Source organism: Pseudomonas sp. CGJS7 (assembly GCF_036961695.1).
In genome coordinates this window covers 15,463-31,211 of the sequence record NZ_JBAMDI010000129.1, presented here as the reverse complement: position 1 = coordinate 31,211, position 15,749 = coordinate 15,463, and the positions used below count along the sequence as shown (strand labels likewise).

Annotated in this window: 16 protein-coding genes and 1 tRNA gene; 12 read left to right on the top strand and 5 right to left on the bottom strand. The window is 68.4% G+C overall.

Translation table 11 applies throughout. The features are described 5' to 3' along the window. Positions 1-1,371, top strand: a 1,371-nt coding sequence (locus V7787_RS43395; protein ID WP_336093845.1) for an ATP-binding protein, incomplete at its 5' end; no start/stop codon positions are given. Positions 1,372-1,392: 21 nt separating this feature from the next. Here V7787_RS43395 and V7787_RS43390 read toward each other — a convergent pair. Beyond that, a complete protein-coding gene (locus V7787_RS43390) occupies positions 1,393-2,142 on the bottom strand; it encodes a zinc-dependent peptidase (protein ID WP_336093843.1) in 750 nt (249 codons plus the stop codon). 88 nt (positions 2,143-2,230) lie between these two features. Next, positions 2,231-2,506 carry a hypothetical protein gene (locus V7787_RS43385; RefSeq protein ID WP_336093842.1) on the bottom strand — a complete coding sequence of 92 codons (276 nt, stop codon included), beginning with the start codon at positions 2,504-2,506 and terminating at the stop codon, positions 2,231-2,233. A 172-nt stretch (positions 2,507-2,678) separates the two neighbouring features. Between V7787_RS43385 and V7787_RS43380 the strand changes: the two genes are divergently transcribed. The 6 genes from V7787_RS43380 to V7787_RS43355 all read left to right on the top strand — a co-directional run bounded on the left by V7787_RS43380 (position 2,679) and on the right by V7787_RS43355 (position 8,120). Beyond that, positions 2,679-4,523 carry a DegV family protein gene (locus V7787_RS43380; RefSeq protein ID WP_336093840.1) on the top strand — a complete coding sequence of 615 codons (1,845 nt, stop codon included), beginning with the start codon at positions 2,679-2,681 and terminating at the stop codon, positions 4,521-4,523. A gap of 79 nt (positions 4,524-4,602) precedes the next feature. After that, entirely contained in the window at positions 4,603-5,283 is a 681-nt protein-coding gene (plsY, locus tag V7787_RS43375) for a glycerol-3-phosphate 1-O-acyltransferase PlsY (RefSeq protein ID WP_336093839.1), read from the top strand. Beyond that, a complete protein-coding gene (birA, locus tag V7787_RS43370) occupies positions 5,283-6,281 on the top strand; it encodes a bifunctional biotin--[acetyl-CoA-carboxylase] ligase/biotin operon repressor BirA (RefSeq protein WP_336093838.1) in 999 nt (332 codons plus the stop codon). Before plsY ends, birA begins: the two co-directional genes overlap by 1 nt. Next, positions 6,278-7,036, top strand: coding sequence for a type III pantothenate kinase (locus tag V7787_RS43365; RefSeq protein WP_336093837.1), 759 nt, complete (start codon positions 6,278-6,280; stop codon positions 7,034-7,036). Before birA ends, V7787_RS43365 begins: the two co-directional genes overlap by 4 nt. A 34-nt stretch (positions 7,037-7,070) precedes the next feature. Beyond that, positions 7,071-7,898 (top strand): hypothetical protein, encoded by an 828-nt coding sequence (locus tag V7787_RS43360; RefSeq protein ID WP_336093836.1) that lies wholly within the window; start codon positions 7,071-7,073, stop codon positions 7,896-7,898. A 146-nt stretch (positions 7,899-8,044) separates the two neighbouring features. Beyond that, positions 8,045-8,120, top strand: a tRNA-Thr gene (locus V7787_RS43355). A 177-nt stretch (positions 8,121-8,297) separates the two neighbouring features. Here V7787_RS43355 and V7787_RS43350 read toward each other — a convergent pair. Continuing rightward, the gene (locus V7787_RS43350; protein WP_336093835.1) at positions 8,298-10,040 is read right to left on the bottom strand and encodes a hypothetical protein; all 1,743 of its coding nucleotides are present in this window, start codon (positions 10,038-10,040) and stop codon (positions 8,298-8,300) included. Positions 10,041-10,056: 16 nt separating this feature from the next. After that, positions 10,057-10,650, bottom strand: coding sequence for a hypothetical protein (locus tag V7787_RS43345; protein ID WP_336093834.1), 594 nt, complete (start codon positions 10,648-10,650; stop codon positions 10,057-10,059). 331 nt (positions 10,651-10,981) lie between these two features. Here V7787_RS43345 and rocF point away from each other — a divergent pair, with 331 nt between their 5' ends. The 3 genes from rocF (at position 10,982) to V7787_RS43330 (ending at position 12,843) form a co-directional block, all read left to right on the top strand. After that, a complete protein-coding gene (rocF, locus tag V7787_RS43340) occupies positions 10,982-11,905 on the top strand; it encodes an arginase (RefSeq protein ID WP_336093833.1) in 924 nt (307 codons plus the stop codon). A 197-nt stretch (positions 11,906-12,102) separates the two neighbouring features. Beyond that, a complete protein-coding gene (locus V7787_RS43335; RefSeq protein ID WP_336093832.1) occupies positions 12,103-12,252 on the top strand; it encodes an entericidin A/B family lipoprotein in 150 nt (49 codons plus the stop codon). A gap of 390 nt (positions 12,253-12,642) precedes the next feature. Next, positions 12,643-12,843, top strand: coding sequence for a CsbD family protein (locus V7787_RS43330; RefSeq protein ID WP_336093830.1), 201 nt, complete (start codon positions 12,643-12,645; stop codon positions 12,841-12,843). 179 nt (positions 12,844-13,022) lie between these two features. Here V7787_RS43330 and V7787_RS43325 read toward each other — a convergent pair whose 3' ends face one another. After that, positions 13,023-13,895, bottom strand: coding sequence for a hypothetical protein (locus tag V7787_RS43325; protein ID WP_336093829.1), 873 nt, complete (start codon positions 13,893-13,895; stop codon positions 13,023-13,025). A 173-nt stretch (positions 13,896-14,068) separates the two neighbouring features. Between V7787_RS43325 and V7787_RS43320 the strand changes: the two genes are divergently transcribed. Next, a complete protein-coding gene (locus tag V7787_RS43320) occupies positions 14,069-15,421 on the top strand; it encodes a tryptophan--tRNA ligase (RefSeq protein ID WP_336093828.1) in 1,353 nt (450 codons plus the stop codon). Beyond that, positions 15,418-15,741, top strand: coding sequence for a hypothetical protein (locus V7787_RS43315; RefSeq protein ID WP_336093826.1), 324 nt, complete (start codon positions 15,418-15,420; stop codon positions 15,739-15,741). Before V7787_RS43320 ends, V7787_RS43315 begins: the two co-directional genes overlap by 4 nt. Positions 15,742-15,749 lie beyond the last annotated feature (8 nt).

Genomic DNA, 15,749 nt, shown 5'->3' with positions numbered 1-15,749 from the left:
TTGCTGGCCGCGAGCCTGGGCCTGTTGGCGTTCCTGGCCCTGGCCGGCGTGGCGCTGGACCGGGCGTTCCTGGAAACCGCCGAAAACAACCTGCGCCAGCGCTTGACCGGCTACGCGCTGGCCTACGCCGCCGACACCGACTTCGGCCGCGGCGGCGAAATCATCCCGCCTTACGACCCGCCCGACCCGCGTTTCGACCGGCCCGGCAGCGGCTTGTACGCCGAAGTGATCCTGCCCAACGGCCACTGGGACTCGATGTCGGCGCAAGGCCCGGTGCTGCCCGACGGCGGCATGCTCAAGCCGACCAAGGAAACCTTCGAGGGCCCGCTGCCGGTGACCGAGATCAGCGGCCGCTCCGGCGAGGCCTACCGCTACGGCCGCGGCCTGATCTGGAGCGTCGACGGCGACTCCAAATCCGAGTTCCAGTACACCATCTACATCCTGGAAGACACCAGCGAGCTGCGCCGGCAGGTGGCGGTGTTCCGTCAGGCGCTGTGGCGTTATCTCGGCGGCGCGGGCGTGATCTTGCTGCTGTTGCAGGCGCTGATCATGCAGTGGAGCCTGCGTCCGCTGAAGCGGGTGATCGAGGAGCTCAAGCGGGTGCAACGCGGTCTGGCCTCGCGCATGAGCGAGCGCCATCCGCGCGAGCTGGAACCGCTGACCGAGAGCATCAACGCCTTCATCGAAAGCGAGCGCGAGAACCTCGACCGCCAGCGCAACACCCTGGCCGATCTCGCCCACAGCCTGAAAACGCCGCTGGCGGTGCTGCATGCGCGCCTGGACGACGAAAACGGGGCGGGGCCGATCGATCCGGAATTGCGCGAAGACATCAGCCTGCAGCTGCGGCGGATGAACGATCTGGTCTCGTATCAGCTGGCGCGCGCGGCCTCGGGCGGGCATGCCTTGTTCGCCGCGCCGATCGCGATCGAATCGCACGCCGAGGAAATCGTGCGCGGCCTGGAGAAGGTCTACGCGTCCAAGGGCATCCTGTGCGAGTTCGATCTGGCCGATGGCGTGCAGTTCCACGGCGAGCCGGGCGATCTGCAGGAACTGCTCGGCAACCTGCTCGAGAACGCGTTCAAGTGGGCCAATTCGCGGGTGCTGCTGACGGTCAAGCCGGGCGAAGTCGCGGCCAATCGCCGGCCGGGCCTGCTGTTGGCGGTGGACGACGACGGCCCGGGCATCGCCCCGGAAAAAGTCGCGACGATCCTGCAACGCGGCGTGCGCGGCGACGAACGCGTGCAGGGCCACGGCATCGGCCTGGCGATCGTGCAGGATCTGGTCCGCGGTTACCGCGGCACCCTGGACGTCACCCCGTCGGCGGAACTGGGCGGCACCCGTTTCGAAGTGAAGCTGCCGCCGGGCTTGTAAGCACGGCGGCTTGCGCGGGACTCAGGCGAACGGCGACGGCCCGTAGAAACGCTGCAGATGCGCGGCGACATCGGGCATGGTGTCGCGCAGCAAGCGCGGGTCGCTGAAGTGGTATTCGGTGGCCACGGCGAAGAATTCTTCCGGCGCTTCGGCCGCATACGGATCGATCGCGGTCTCGCGGCCGCTGTCGACTTCGGCGATGAAGCCGTCGTAGGCGAGTTGGAAATCGCGCGCCCATTGCCGTTGCCACGGCCGCGGCAACGGCGGCGTGCCGTCGAGCAGGCCGTCGAGCGTATCGAGCTTGTGCGCCATCTCGTGCGCGGCCACGCAGAAGCCGGCGCGCGGGTCTTCGCAATCGGCCAGCACGTCGGCCCAGGACAGGATCAGCGGGCCGGCGTCCCAGGATTCGCCGATCAATTCGTCCTGCCATTCGTGCAGCACGCCGGCGGCGTCGGTGTGGCTGCGGTTCACCCGGAACGCTTCGGGGTAAACGATCAACTGCGACCAGCCGCGCAGGCCTTCGACGCCGAATTCCAGCAGCGGCAGGCAGCACAGCGCCGCCAGCTGCGCGCGCTGGACTTCGCCCAGTTCCAGCTCGCCGATCGGGCTGATGGTTTTCTCGTGCAGGAAGCGCGCGCTCAGCTCGCGCAGGCGTTCGCGGCGTTGCGGGTCGAGCGCGTGCGCCCACGGCGTGGCGTCGACGGCGTCGCGCCAGACGGCGTCGGCGATAGGCGTTGGCGGGCGCCGCAGGCGGCGCAGAAATTCGAACAAGGCGGGTTACTGCGAGAAGAGCGGGATCGGCCGACGTCGGCCGGAACCGAATCGAATCAGAATCGATCCGAGACGCGACCGGCTGGGATCAGCGGAACATGCCCGGCAGGAAATTGTGCCAGCGCGGCGACTGCATGCGGTTGTTGCTTTCCGAGTCGCTGTGCACGCTGGGCTTGGCCTTGGTGTCGCGCGCGGTCGGCGGCGCGTTGCCGCGGCCGGTGCCGCGCGCGGCAGTGTCCTTGCGCGGCGCCGAGTTGTTGGAGCACGAGTCGTTCGGGCTGAGCTTGTTGACCTCGCGTGCGCTGACCTCCGTGACGGCCAGGCTGGCGAACGCGAACAGCAGGCACATACAGATCCGTAACATGGCGGAATCCTTGGGGTCGGCGCGGCCGGAAGGCCGTGAGCGATTGCCGACTATAACGCGAAAACCGTACCGAATCGGTGGTTTGGGCCGGCGGTTCGGACCGGCGGCGTCAAAGCAGTGTGAATGCTGCGGCGCAGCAGGCGCCTGCTCAGGTTTGCGCGAGACTGCGCCCATGCCGAACCCTCGCCAGCCCCTGACCGCTCCGGCTTTGCGCCGGGCCCTGATCGCGGGCGCCCGGCGGGTCATCGCCGGACGCGATGCGCTCAATCGGATCAACGTGTTTCCGGTCGCCGACGGCGACACCGGCAACAACCTCGCCCACACCCTGGGCAGCCTGCTGAACGGGGCGCTGAGCCGGCGCAGCCGGCATATCGGCGAACTGCTCAAGCGCATCGGCGACGACGCCATCGACGGCGCCCGCGGCAATTCCGGGGCGATCCTGGCCCAGTTCCTGTACGGCGTGGCCGAACACGCCCGCGGCCAACCCGAGCTGGACGCCGCGACCCTGGCCGCGTCGGTGCGCCACGGCGCGGCCAACGCCCGCGCCGCGCTGGCGCATCCGGTCGAGGGCACCATCCTCAGCGTCATCAACGCCTTCGCCGATGCCCTGGACGAAGCCGCCCGCGCCAGCGTCGACGGCGACCCGCGACCGGGTTTCGCCAGCGCCCTGGCCCGCGCCCGCCACGCGCTGGCGCGCACGCCGCAGCAGATGGCGTTGTTGCAGCGGGCCGGGGTGGTCGATGCCGGCGCGCAAGGCTTCGTCGATCTGCTCGAAGGCATCGCCGAGTTCGTCGACGGCGGCCCGCGCGCGTTGCGCGTGCACGGCGCCGACGCGGCCGCCAACGAGGCCTGCCACGGTCACGCGCATGGCGGCGACGCGCAGATTCCGTTAATGCACGAGGCGGTCGATCCGCACCGGCGCTGGTGCAGCGAATGCCTGGTGGTCGGCACCGATCTGCCGCGCGAGGCCCTGCGCGACGCGCTGGAAGCCTGCGGCGCCGACTCGCTGGTGCTGGCCGGCGGCGGCGCGCGTTTGCGCGTGCACGGCCATGTCGCTTCGCCGCAGCTGTTGTTCGACGTATGTGCGCGCTACGGCGCGGTCGAGGCGATGAAGGCCGACGACATGCTGGCGCAGCAACGCAGCGTGGAGCGCGCGCAGCGGGTCGCAGTGGTCACCGACAGCGCCGCCGATCTTCCCGATGAGCTGGCCGAACGCTACGGCCTGCAGGTGGTGCCGGTGCGGGTGTCGGTGGACGGCCGCGATTACCTGGACAAGGTCGGCCTGGCCACGCCCGAGTTCTATCGGCGCATGGCCGTGGCCGCCGACTTGCCGCGCACCAGCCAGCCGCCGCCGGGCGATTTCCGGCGCGCGTTCGAGTTCTTGCTGGGCCATCGCGCCCAGGTGTTGTACGTGGGGCTGTCGCGCGCGGTCTCGGGCACCTTGCAGGCCGGCGAACAAGCTGCCGCGCGCGCCGATCCGGCGCGGGTGAGCGTGTTCGACACCTTCAACGCAGCCGGCGGGCAGGCCTTGCTGGCCTGGCGCGCGGCCGAGCTGGCCGCCGACGGCATCGAGCTGGCGGCGATCGTCGCCGAGCTGGAACGGCTGCGCCCGCTGACCGCGACCTGGGTGATGGCGCGCAACATCTCGCACGCGGTGCGTGGCGGCCGCATTCCGCCCTGGGCCGGGCCGCTGGTGAAGTTCACCGGGCTCACGCCGATCGCCAAGGTCGGGCCCGAGGGCCGCTTGAGCGTCAGCGGCGGGTTGTTCGCCAAGGCCGGCGCGCCGGAGGCGTTCGCCCGCTACATCGCCAAGCGCGCCGCGCGTGGCCAGCGCTGGCGGGCGATCGTCGGCCATTGCGATGCCCGCACCGATGGCGAGCGCTTGCTCGAAGCGCTGCGGCGAAGGCTGGACCTGGATCAGGCCTGGCTGGTCGAAACCGGGCCGGCGCTGGGCGCGCACGCGGGGCGGGGCGCGTTGCTGGTGTCGTTGCAGCCGGTGCCGGGCAGCGCGGGTTAGTCCGTGGTGGAGCGGTTTATCGCCACGCCGCGCGGCCGCGCAGGGCCCGTATCCGCGCGTCCTCGCGCATAATCCGCGCATGCCGTTCGCCGCTTCGCTCCCGCCGTTGTCGATCGCCGCCGCCGTGACGCCGTTGTCGGCGCTGTTGCTGCTGGCCGCGTACGCGATCGGCTCGCTGTCGGGCAGCCTGCTGCTGGGCAAGCTGCGCGGCGTCGATATCCGCCAACAAGGCAGCGGCAACGCCGGCGGCACCAATGCCTTGCGCACCCAGGGCCTGCGCTTCGCGCTCGGGGTGGTGGTGATCGATATCGGCAAGGGCGCGCTGGCGGCGTGGCTGGCGTTGCGCTACGCGCCGGTCGGCGCCGACTGGACGGTGACCGCGCACGGTTATCTGGCCGCGTTCGCGGCGGTGCTGGGCCATGTGTGGCCGATCTGGCACGGTTTCCGCGGCGGCAAGGGCGCGGCAACGTTGATCGGTTCGTTGCTGGTGCTGTGGCCGTTCGCGGTGCCGGTGCTGGTGGTGATCTGGGGCGCGGTGATCATCGCCAGCGGCTATGTCGGCCTGGCCACGGTGATCGCGGCGCTGAGCCTGCCGCTGCTGGGCTGGTTCACCGATGCCGGCGCGCCGCGGCTGTGGTTTTCGGCGGCCGCGGCGGCGCTGATCGTGTTCACCCATCGCGGCAATCTGGCGCGGCTGCGCGCGGGCACCGAATCGCGCTTCGCCCGCGCGCGCTTGCTGCATCGCTGGCGCCGGGGCTGATGGACGACCGCGCCTTGCTGCAACGCCTGATCGCGGGCCCCGCCACCGGCGACGCGCTGGCCAGCGCGGCCGGGCAGACCCGCGCCGCGGTGTGGAAGCGAATCGAAGCCTTGCGCGAAGCCGGCGTGGCGATCGAAGCCAAGCCCGGCCGCGGTTACGCCTTGTCGCAGCCGCTGGATCTGCTCGACGCCGACGCCATCGCCGCTGCGCTGGACGCGGACACCCGTACGCGTTTGGCCGAGCTCGACGTGGCCTGGAGCATCGATTCGACCAACAGCGAACTGCTGCGCCGGCCCACGCCCGCGCACGGCGCCGTCGCCCTGCTGGCCGAGCGCCAGACCGGCGGCCGCGGCCGGCGCGGACGGGCCTGGGCTTCGCCGCTGGCGGCGCATCTTTACCTGTCGCTGGCGCGCTCGTTCGGCGGCGGTTTGGCCCGGTTAGGCGGACTCAGTCTGGTCGCCGGCATCGCCGCCGCCCAGACCCTGCGCGGCCTGGGCTTCGCCGAAGTCGGCCTGAAGTGGCCGAACGATCTGGTCGTATTCGACGGCGCGGGTTTGCGCAAACTCGGCGGCTTGCTGGTCGAAGGCGGCGGCGAATACGCCGGCCCGGCGCGCGCGGTGATCGGCCTGGGCTTGAACGTGCGCATGCCGGCGGCTGCGGCGGCGCAAATCGATCAGCCCTGGTGCGATTTGGCGACGTTGGCCGGCGCGCGCGGGGTGTCGCGCAACGCGGTGGCCGCGGCGTTGCTGGACCAACTGTTGCCGGCGCTGGACGAATTCGACGGCTCCGGCCTGGCGCCCTTCATCGAGCGCTATGCAGCGTTCGACGTACTGGCCGGGCAGGCGGTGACCGTGCACGGCGCCGATGCCGAGCACACCGGCGTGGCGGTCGGTCTGGGCGAGGACGGCGCGCTGCGGGTGCGTCTGGATTCGGGCCAGCAACGCAGCTTCCATGCCGGCGAAGTCAGCGTGCGGCGGATCGCGGGAGCGTCGCGATGAACGCGTGGCTGTTCGATCTGGGCAACACCCGGCTCAAGTGCGCGCCGCTGGCGACCGACGGCCGTCCCGGCCCGGCGCTGGCGTTGCCGCATCGCGAAGAAGACATCGCCGCGGCGCTGGCGCAAGCGTTGCCGGCGGAGCGGATCGAGGTGGCGTATCTGGCCAGCGTCGCCCATCCGGCCCAGCGCATGGCGGTGCTGCAAGCGCTGAGCGCGCGCTGCGGGCGGATCTCGATCGCGCGCACCCAATCGAGTTTCGAACTCAGCGGTTTCGGCCGCGTGCGCATCGCCTATGCCGAACCGCGCAAGCTCGGTGTCGACCGGTTTCTGGCCTTGCTCGGCGCGCACGCGCGCGGCGACGGCGCGGCGCTGATTTGCGGCGTCGGCACCGCCCTGACCATCGATCTGATCGACGCCGAGGGCCTGCACCACGGCGGCTTGATCGCGCCCTCGCCGACGCTGATGCGCGAAGCGCTGCACGGCCGCGCGCCGCAATTGCCCGAACAGGGCGGCCAGCGCCTGTCGTTCGCCGCCGACACCGAGGACGCGCTGGCCTCCGGTTGCGACGGCGCCGCCCTGGCCTTGATCGAGCGCAGCCTGACCACGGCCAAGCTCAAACTCGGCACGGTGCCGCAACTGCTGTTGCACGGCGGCGGCAGCGACGCGCTCGCCGCCGCGTTGCCCGCGCCGATCGCCGCGCCGGGTCTGGTGCTGGAAGGCCTCGCGATCTGGGCCGGAATCGAAACTTCGCGCTGAGCGGCGCGGCGACCGGGCAGGCTAGAATCCCCGCATGCTCGTTCGTGCCCTCATCGTTCTGCTGATCGTGCTCAACCTCGGCGTCGCCGCGTGGTGGATCGCGCGTCCCGCGCCGCCGCCGCCGGTGGAACAGGCGCCGCCGTTGGGCGTTGCGCGACTGAAGTTGGTCGAGGAGCCGCGCACCGTGGCGATCAAGGCGCCGGCGGCCGCTGGCGCTTCCGCCGATGCGGTTAAGCCCGCGCCCGCCGTCGCCGCACCGACGGCGGCTCCTGCGATCAAGCCCGAGCCGGTCAAGCCCGAACCCGCCAAACCCGATCCGAGCAAACCTGCTGCCGTCAACGCGACCGCGGCCGCCACCGCGCCGGCCACCCCGCTGCCCGTGCCCGAACCGCCGCCCGCGGCCAAGCCGCAGTGCTTCAGCGTCGGTCCGTTCGCCGATGCCACCGCCGCCTCCGCCGCGCTCGCCAAGTTGGTGCCGTTGACGCAGAAGCTGGCCACCCGCAGCGAAGGCGGCGGCAAGAGTTCGCGCGGCTGGCGCGTGTACCTGCCGACCGCCAATGCCGATGCGGCGCAGGCGACCGCGCAACGCATCCGCGCGGCCGGCTTCAGCGACTTGTTCGTGATGAGCGGCGCCGACGCCAACGCGATCGCCCTGGGCCGGTTCCGCAGCGAAGAATCGGCGCGCAAGCGCGGCGCCGAACTCAGCGCGGCCGGTTTCGCGGTGCGCGTGGAAGCCCTGGGCGAAAGCGGCGGCGGAGCCAGCTGGATCGATGCCGCCACCACCACCTCCGACGGCGACGCACTGCGCCGCGCCGCGGGCGCCGCGCGCTGGCGCGGCCGTTCGTGCGCGGGACTGGGCTGACGGGACTGGGCTGAATCGCGCAGTTTTTACGCCTGGATTCGGCAACGCCCCCGCCCGGTTGCCGCGTTGAGACGCCGGCGCGATAGAATGCGCCGGTCGCGCCGCTTCCGGCGCTTGTCCGGAACCGCCGACCGCGTCACGTCATCGCCGCTTTAGCTCAGTTGGTAGAGCACTCGCCTTGTAAGCGAGCGGTCGTCCGTTCGATTCGGACAAGCGGCACCACGTGAACCCGAGAAAAGGCAACCGCCCGGTCCGCCTCATCCAATGGCCGGCAACTCTCCCGGCCGCACCCCGGCACCTGATCCAAGTCTCCAACCGCCTCGACTCATCACCTCGGTGTCGACGCACCACCTCGCGGATTCAGGCGCAACCACACGCAACCGTCCGGCGGCAACCAGGCTACGGACGAGGCCCGGTCCGCGCCGGTTCTTGCGCTTGAGCGGCCTGCTCGCGTTGATCGTTTTGCACCGGCGTTTGCGTGCCCGCCTGCGGCGCAATGGTTCTCGCGTTGACGTCCACGCTGGCGACGAAGCCGGGGACCGTGCTGGCAACCCATAGCCGATCGTTGATCAACGCGGCTGAACCGATCTGCTCGGGTCGTTCCATCCCTTGTTGGTTCGCTGCGCGCACGGCGCGCGTGAGCACTTCGTCGGAGACTGGCGCGGTCAGGTCGGCGCGGATGCGCGCATGCATGGCCAGATCGTTCGGCGACAACGCCTGCGGCGCCGCGGCGTCCGTTTGATGGGGCGTGTGGGAAGAGGGCACGGCCGGCACGTAGCGATGATCGTGGGCCGGGCTGACGCTTCCGTCCTGGGTGTGATCGAAATGACGCAATACCGCCGATCCGTGGCTGCTGTCGTAATACGGCTGTGGCGTACGGGGATTAGTGTCGATATCGATGCCTTCGCGTTCGAGTGCGCTCTCGCTCAGTTGCAGGCTGGCCATGTCGATGGTCATTTGGTGGTCGACCCCGGGATGGGTCGCAACGTGCTGACGTTCCGCCTCGATCGCCGCTTCCACCGCATGGGCGCCGTAGTAGTTCGGATAGAAAGATTCGCCAGCGATGCCCGGCGTCGCCGCCGGACGATCGAAATACCGCCGACCGATCGCGGCGATATTGTCGGCTGTGGGTGTAAGGCTGCCGTCGGCGTTGAATGAGAGCGGCTTCTCCCCGGCGGGCGCCGGCAAAGCCCGCACCGCATTGGTGACAGGATCGCGCTCGACGAAATCGTGCATGTTCGGATTGCCGGTACCCAGCATCTCGGTCAGGTTGGCCGAGGGATTTCTCTGCTGGAGGTTGCTCAGCACGGCGTTCCATCCGGCGATTTCGGCTTCGGCTTCGTTGATTCGACCCGACTGCACATACTTGCCGATGGCTGCGGTGTAGTCGTGGACCACGCTTGTGCCCGCTGCAACCGCGCCCGCTTCGGCGCGTAGCGTGGGACCGGCTTGCCGAGTGACCGGATGGTTCAAGCCGTGCTCGATCTCGTGCCCGAGCAGGAAGGTCATGCCGATCGGGTCGTACCTGTCCGCCTGCAGCTTCGACGCCAATATGTTTATCGTCTTGCCATCGCCGTCGTAATTGCCCGCGATTCTCGTGTCGGAGATGAATCCGAAATTCTCGACATGATTGCGCGGCGGCGCGAACGTGTCCTCGGGATCGGGCGTGGTCGCGGCTCGCTTGATTTGTTCTGCCAGCAACGGCGAACCATTGAACGTCGCCTGCAGATTGTCGACCATCTCCTGGGTAACCGGCAGCGTGTCTCCCAGGCTGTCAGGCGAATTCTCCGGGTTGGGGTAACGGCCGTTCGCGAACCGCACCGACATGTCCTGTACCTGCAACACTGCGTTGAGATCGGCGCTGGCCGTCGTGCCGCTCGCCTGTAGGCTCGATGCCGGCAACGTAATCACACCGGTTGCCAGATCGTAGGTTCCGATGAGGTTGGGCCGCGCGCCGGCGGCCGGCTGCGGTGCGAAGCCGCGGATTTGCCCGGCCACTGCAGCCTGATTGAGATCGAGCAGCAGTCGCGGATCGCCCTGGATCGCAGAACGCAGTTGCTCCACCTGATCGGCGTTGACGCCGGGCTGATTCTTGAAGTGTTCGATCGCCCTTTCCAGATCCGGATCGATGGTGGTGGTCATGGATGAGTCTCCCTACTCAGTTGAGGGTGGCGATCGATCTCACGCAGTTGCGCTGGCTGCTTGCGTCGTGCGAACCGGCTTGCGGCCAAGCGACGATCGACAGGCTGATGTCGTTGCGGTGATAACGCCAATCGATCGGCTGGCCGATCTCGCCGGTAGTCTGTGCGCCATGAAATCCCATCGCTTCGAGCGCGCCGTGGTAGTCCTGCAAGCTCAGCGAACATATCGGCGACATATCGGCATGACGATCGGCGCGATTGCCGAACTCCAAACCGACCCCGCGTTTCAACGACGCCGATTCAGGTACGTAATGCAGGATGTAGTACCAATCCGCCTGCAGCGGCTGACTGTAGAAGGGGCCCGACTCGCCGGGCTTCAACTCGATGCCGGTGGCTTCCCTGATGCGCTGCTCGCTCAAATCGCTGCGCGATTTGAGGCTTTCGATCAATTTCAGGAACCTGCGCCCGATTTGCTCGGCATCGAGCGTGGGGTTGCTGTTGACAGCCGATGCCGTGGTCGAGGTCATGGCAGCGCTCTCTTTGGCCGGTATCGAACCGGAAGGCCGGGAGGTGTGCGCGCAGGCGCTCAGGTGACCGGCGGCGAACAACAAGGCAGCGATCGCTGCCGAGTCCGCGATGGTCCGCACGGTGACCCTCCCCTGGTCTGGCTGTGAGGCACTCATACCAAACCGCTCGGCGCACGACAACCTGACTCGGGGAAAACGCGTGGTTTGCGCTAAACATGCACGCCATAGGTGCATTTCCAAGGAAGTCAGGCCCCAAAGGCGGCCATGGCCGCTATTGGTGCCAGCGACTAGAATGCTCCCATCGTCGGCGGCCGCAACGGCCCTGTTGCGGCGATCGCGCGATGCCGCGGGCATCGGTCGCGTTCACTATTTGCCGCGCGCTCATCCGTCAGCCAGCGCGGCCAGAGGAACTGCTATGAATCGTACCTATCCCCCGGTTTCGCTTATCGGCGCGCCGACCGACGTCGGCGCCGGCCACCGCGGCGCGCGGCTCGGGCCGGAAGCCTTGCGCATCGCCGGCCTCGGCGAAGCCTTGAGTGCGCGCGGCGTCGATGTGATCGATCGCGGCAATCTCGACGGCCCGCGCAATCCCTGGCAAAAGCCGGTCGAAGGCTATCGGCATCTGCCCGAAGTGGTGACCTGGAACCGTCTGGTGATGGACGCGGTCGGCGCGGAATTGCGCGAAGGCCGCATGCCGATCCTGCTCGGCGGCGACCATTGCCTGGGCCTGGGTTCGATCACCGCGGTGGCGCGCCATTGCCGCGAAACCGGCAAGCAGCTGCGGGTGCTCTGGCTGGATGCGCACGCCGACTTCAACACCAGCAAGGTCACGCCGTCGGGCAACATCCACGGCATGCCGGTGTCGTGCTTGTGCGGCATCGGTCCGGAAGCCTTGACCACGCTCGGCGGCCCGGCGCCGGCGATGCGTCCCGATGAGATCCGTCAGATCGGCATCCGCTCGGTCGATCCGGGCGAGAAGCAGTTGATCCAGCAGCACGGTCTGGACGTGTACGACATGCGCTACATCGATGAGATCGGGATGAAGCGGGTGATGGAGGAAGCGCTGGAAGGCGTGGACGAGAACACCCATCTGCACGTGAGCTTCGACGTCGACTTCCTCGATCCCAGCATCGCCCCGGGCGTGGGCACCACCGTGCCGGGCGGCCCGAACTATCGCGAAGCGCAATTGGTGATGGAGATGATCGCCGACAACGGCCGGCTGGCGTCGCTGGACATCGTCGAGCTCAATCCGATTCTCGACAAGCGCAACCGCACCGCCAAGCTGTCGGTGGACTTGGTCGAGAGTCTGTTCGGCAAGTCGACCTTGATGCGCGAGTGAAACCGCTCGCGGCGTCCGGCGCCGCGGTGATGAATCGCCGCTGACGCCGGATCCCGCCATCGCTCGCGCAAGCCTTTGTTTTCGCGGATCTCCGACGCCCGCTGCACGCAGGCTTCACATTCGCTCGCGTCTGATCCCTACCCAGGACGCGACGCGTGCCGCGCCGTCTGGTACCTGCAACCGACCAAGGAGATCCCATGAAGCGTTTGACTGCCCTGTTGCTGCTGGCTCTGTTCTCGATCGGCACCCTGTCCGCGTGCAACACCATCGCCGGCGCCGGTAAGGACGTGAAAAAGGCCGGTGAGAAGGTCGAACAGAAGGCCGAGGACGTTCGCGACGGCAAGTAAGCCGCGGCGAACATCCGAAGCGAAAGAAAAGGCCGGAGCGATCCGGCCTTTTTCTTTTTCGCTCATCGATGGCATCGCGCATGCGCGATGGCGCGCGGCGATGCGAACCGGCGCACACATTGAACTGAAGCGTTCAAAGTGTTCATCGACATCAAATCCCGGCTAACGCAATCGTGATCGGATGCGAATGCGGGCGATGCCACGATGGCCTCGCGATATCGGCAAGCCAGACGCCGGATCCGTGTCAGGGCAACGACAGCTTCGATCAAGCGCAGCGCGTGGTTTCATGCGGCTTCGTGCTTGGCGACGGATCGTTTCCCCGCCACGTATTTCTCGATGCGCGAACCCGCCATCCGAGAATCCGCATCCCCCAACGTAAGGAGTTCTACGATGAACAAAGACATCATTGCCGGCAAGTGGACCCAGATCAAAGGCAAGGCCAAGGCCAAGTGGGGCGATTTGACCGACGACGTGTTCGATGTCGCCGAAGGCAATTCCGAATACCTCGCGGGCAAGTTGCAAGAACGCTACGGTTGGGAACGCGACCGCGCCGAGAAGGAAGTCAAGGAATTCGAGAAGACCTTGAACTGACCGCGCCAAGCCGATGCGCGGACGCGGTGCAGCCCGCGTTCGCGTAGCGCGATGGAACTCTCCCGACGGCGCTGTGGACCGCCGCGGGAGAACCATCGGATGCGCGAATTCGATGAAACAGACCGAGTAGAAAAGCGAACGGGCCGGATGCGAATCCGGCCCGTTCGTTCGCGCGGGGATCACCAGCCGCGCGAAGGCGGATCGGCGACGAATCCATTGGGGAACGCGCGCGGTTCGCCGCGGCCGGGGTAGTACGGATCGCGATGGCGCGGCACCACGCCGCGCGCGACCAGGCTGTAGTAATCGTCGTAGCGCAGTTGGATCACCTGCGCGGGCGAACGCGAGGCGCGGACGAAATCGGTCTGCGAGACCGGCGACCATTCGCGCGCGCCGTGGCCGGTGCCGATCGATTGCGATGCCATCGAATCGGCCGCGGCCTGCTCGCGCGCGCTGCCGGTGGCGGCAGGCGCGGGCGCGGCATTGCCGGCCCGGCGCTCGGCCTTGGCCGCCGTATCGCGGTCGCGCTCGCCTTCGGCGCGGGCATAGGGCGGATACGGATAGGGCGACGGATACGGGCGCGGCTGCGGGTACACTGGGCGATACAGCTGGCGTTCCTGGAACACCGCCACGCCGATCACGCCGACGTTGTCCGGCCGGCCGGTGCGCGCGGCATAGCTGTCGGGCAGGTCGGTGAAGACGAACTGGGCGACATCGTCGAGCGATTTGCGCCAGCCGTTGATCTCGGTCGATTGCCAGGCCTCCAGCACGTAGCCGGCCTGCTGGGGATTGGCGGTCTGGCCGCTGACCGCGTTGACGCCGTCCACCGACAGCACCACCAGCACGCGCTGGTCGCTGGAATTGGTCAGCCGTACCGAATAACGGTGGCCGGGGGTGCCGGCGATCCACTGCTGGCCGCGATGCGGCCAGCTGGTCAGCCAGTCGCCGTTGTCGCGGTCGATCACCGCCACGTCGACCAGCGGGCGGGCGTAGCTCGGGGTGCAGGCGGAGGCGGTCAGCGCGGCGCCGGCGAGCAGGACTAGCGAGCGGAACATGGGGACATCTCCTGGGGGTTCGGAGCATGCAAACGCGGGGCCGGCCCGGGTGGGGTTAACGCCGCCGCGCCGCGACGGACGCCCCGGAACGGCCGCGGAACGGCGCTGAGCCGGCACGTCCGGCCCGGGGCTTTGGCCTTAAACTGGCCGATCACGTTCCCGCAAGATCCGTTATGACCCTGACCCGCGTCCTCACCGGCATCACCACCTCCGGCACCCCGCACCTGGGCAACTACGCCGGCGCGATCCGCCCGGCCATCCTCGCCAGCCGCGCCCCGGATGCGGAGAGCTATTACTTCCTCGCCGATCTGCACGCGCTGATCAAAGTGACCGAGCCCGAGCGCGTGCAGCGCTCGACCCTGGAAATCGCTGCGACGTGGCTGGCCTGCGGTCTGGATCCGGCCAAGGTCTGGTTCTACCGTCAGAGCGACATCGCCGAAATTCCCGAGCTGGCGTGGTTTCTGACCTGCGTGGCCGGCAAGGGCATTCTCAACCGCGCCCACGCCTACAAGGCCGCGGTCGACAAGAACGTGGCCGAGAACGAGGACGAGGACGCCGGCATCAACGCGGGCCTCTTCATGTACCCGGTGCTGATGTCGGCCGACATCCTGGTGTTCAACGCGCACAAGGTGCCGGTGGGCCGCGATCAGATCCAGCACATCGAGATGGCGCGCGATTTCGGTCAGCGCTTCAACCACATCTACGGCGAGCATTTCGTGCTGCCCGAAGCGCAGATCGAAGAAAGCGTGGCGACCTTGCCGGGCCTGGACGGCCGCAAGATGAGCAAGAGCTACGACAACACCATCCCGTTGTTCGCGCCGCGCGATCAGCTCAAGAAGCTGATCTATTCCATCGTCACCGATTCGCGCGCGCCGGGCGAGGCCAAGGACACCGAAGGTTCGGCCTTGTTCCAGATCTATCAGGCCTTCGCCAGCGCAGAAGAAACCCAGGCCATGCGCCGCGCCTTCGCCGACGGCATCGGCTGGGGCGAGGCCAAGCAGGCGCTGTTCGAACGCGTCGACGCGGAGATCGCGCCGCTGCGCGAGAAGTACGAAGACCTGATGTCGCGTCCGCAGGACATCGAAGCGATTCTGGTCGACGGCGCGCGCCGGGTGCGCGAGCGTTACGTGATCGCTCGGATGAAAGCCTTGCGCGAAGCGGTGGGCCTGCGCGATCTCTCGCGCGTCGCGACGGCGTCCGCGCCGGCCAAGGCCGAGCCCAAGTCCGCGTCGGTGCCGGCGTTCAAGCAGTACCGCGAGAACGACGGCCAGTTCTATTTCAAACTCGCCGACGGCGACGAAGTGCTGCTGCAAAGCCGCGCTTTCGCCGCGCCCAAGGACATCGGCCAGTTGCTCGGCGCGGCCAAGGCCGGGCAGTTGGAACTGGCGCGTCTGCTGGCGGCGGCCGAGCCGGTCGACGACGCAGGGCAGGCGCGGGTCGCCGCGGCGCTGGCGGCGATCGCCCAGGCCGAAAGCGACGCGCGCGCGGCCAAGCAGGCAGCCGGGTCGGGAGACGCCGTGCGGTGAGCCGCTTTGTCGAAGTCAATCTGGCGCTGATTCTGTTCCTGCCTTGGTTCGCGATTCTCGGCGCGTTGTTCTGGCTGTATCCGCGCCAGCCGCGGATGCTGGCGCGCAAGTTGTTCGATGCGGTGTCGCTGGCGGCGTCGGTGTGCGCGTTCGTGCTGGCGGTGCATTGGGCGCATATGCACGCCGGTCACGATTACGGCGCGATGTGGCCGCAGATTCTGGCCACCTCGCTGGGTTACGGCGTGTTTCTGCTGGTGCTGGCGATCGCCTTCGCGGTGCGCTGGCGCTGGTTGCGCGGAACCGCCGGCCGCCGCGGCTGAGCGATCGC

Excerpts from the sequence above, each read along its gene's own strand:
- V7787_RS43330 (WP_336093830.1), top strand. The coding sequence starts at position 12,643 with ATGAACAAAGACATCATTGCCGGCAAGTGGACCCAGATCAAAGGCAAG.
- V7787_RS43350 (WP_336093835.1), bottom strand. The coding sequence starts at position 10,040 with ATGACCACCACCATCGATCCGGATCTGGAAAGGGCGATCGAACACTTC.
- birA (WP_336093838.1), top strand. The coding sequence starts at position 5,283 with ATGGACGACCGCGCCTTGCTGCAACGCCTGATCGCGGGCCCCGCCACC.
- rocF (WP_336093833.1), top strand. The coding sequence starts at position 10,982 with ATGAATCGTACCTATCCCCCGGTTTCGCTTATCGGCGCGCCGACCGAC.
- V7787_RS43335 (WP_336093832.1), top strand. The coding sequence starts at position 12,103 with ATGAAGCGTTTGACTGCCCTGTTGCTGCTGGCTCTGTTCTCGATCGGC.
- V7787_RS43365 (WP_336093837.1), top strand. The coding sequence starts at position 6,278 with ATGAACGCGTGGCTGTTCGATCTGGGCAACACCCGGCTCAAGTGCGCG.
- plsY (WP_336093839.1), top strand. The coding sequence starts at position 4,603 with ATGCCGTTCGCCGCTTCGCTCCCGCCGTTGTCGATCGCCGCCGCCGTG.
- V7787_RS43320 (WP_336093828.1), top strand. The coding sequence starts at position 14,069 with ATGACCCTGACCCGCGTCCTCACCGGCATCACCACCTCCGGCACCCCG.
- V7787_RS43385 (WP_336093842.1), bottom strand. The coding sequence starts at position 2,506 with ATGTTACGGATCTGTATGTGCCTGCTGTTCGCGTTCGCCAGCCTGGCC.
- V7787_RS43325 (WP_336093829.1), bottom strand. The coding sequence starts at position 13,895 with ATGTTCCGCTCGCTAGTCCTGCTCGCCGGCGCCGCGCTGACCGCCTCC.
- V7787_RS43360 (WP_336093836.1), top strand. The coding sequence starts at position 7,071 with ATGCTCGTTCGTGCCCTCATCGTTCTGCTGATCGTGCTCAACCTCGGC.
- V7787_RS43380 (WP_336093840.1), top strand. The coding sequence starts at position 2,679 with ATGCCGAACCCTCGCCAGCCCCTGACCGCTCCGGCTTTGCGCCGGGCC.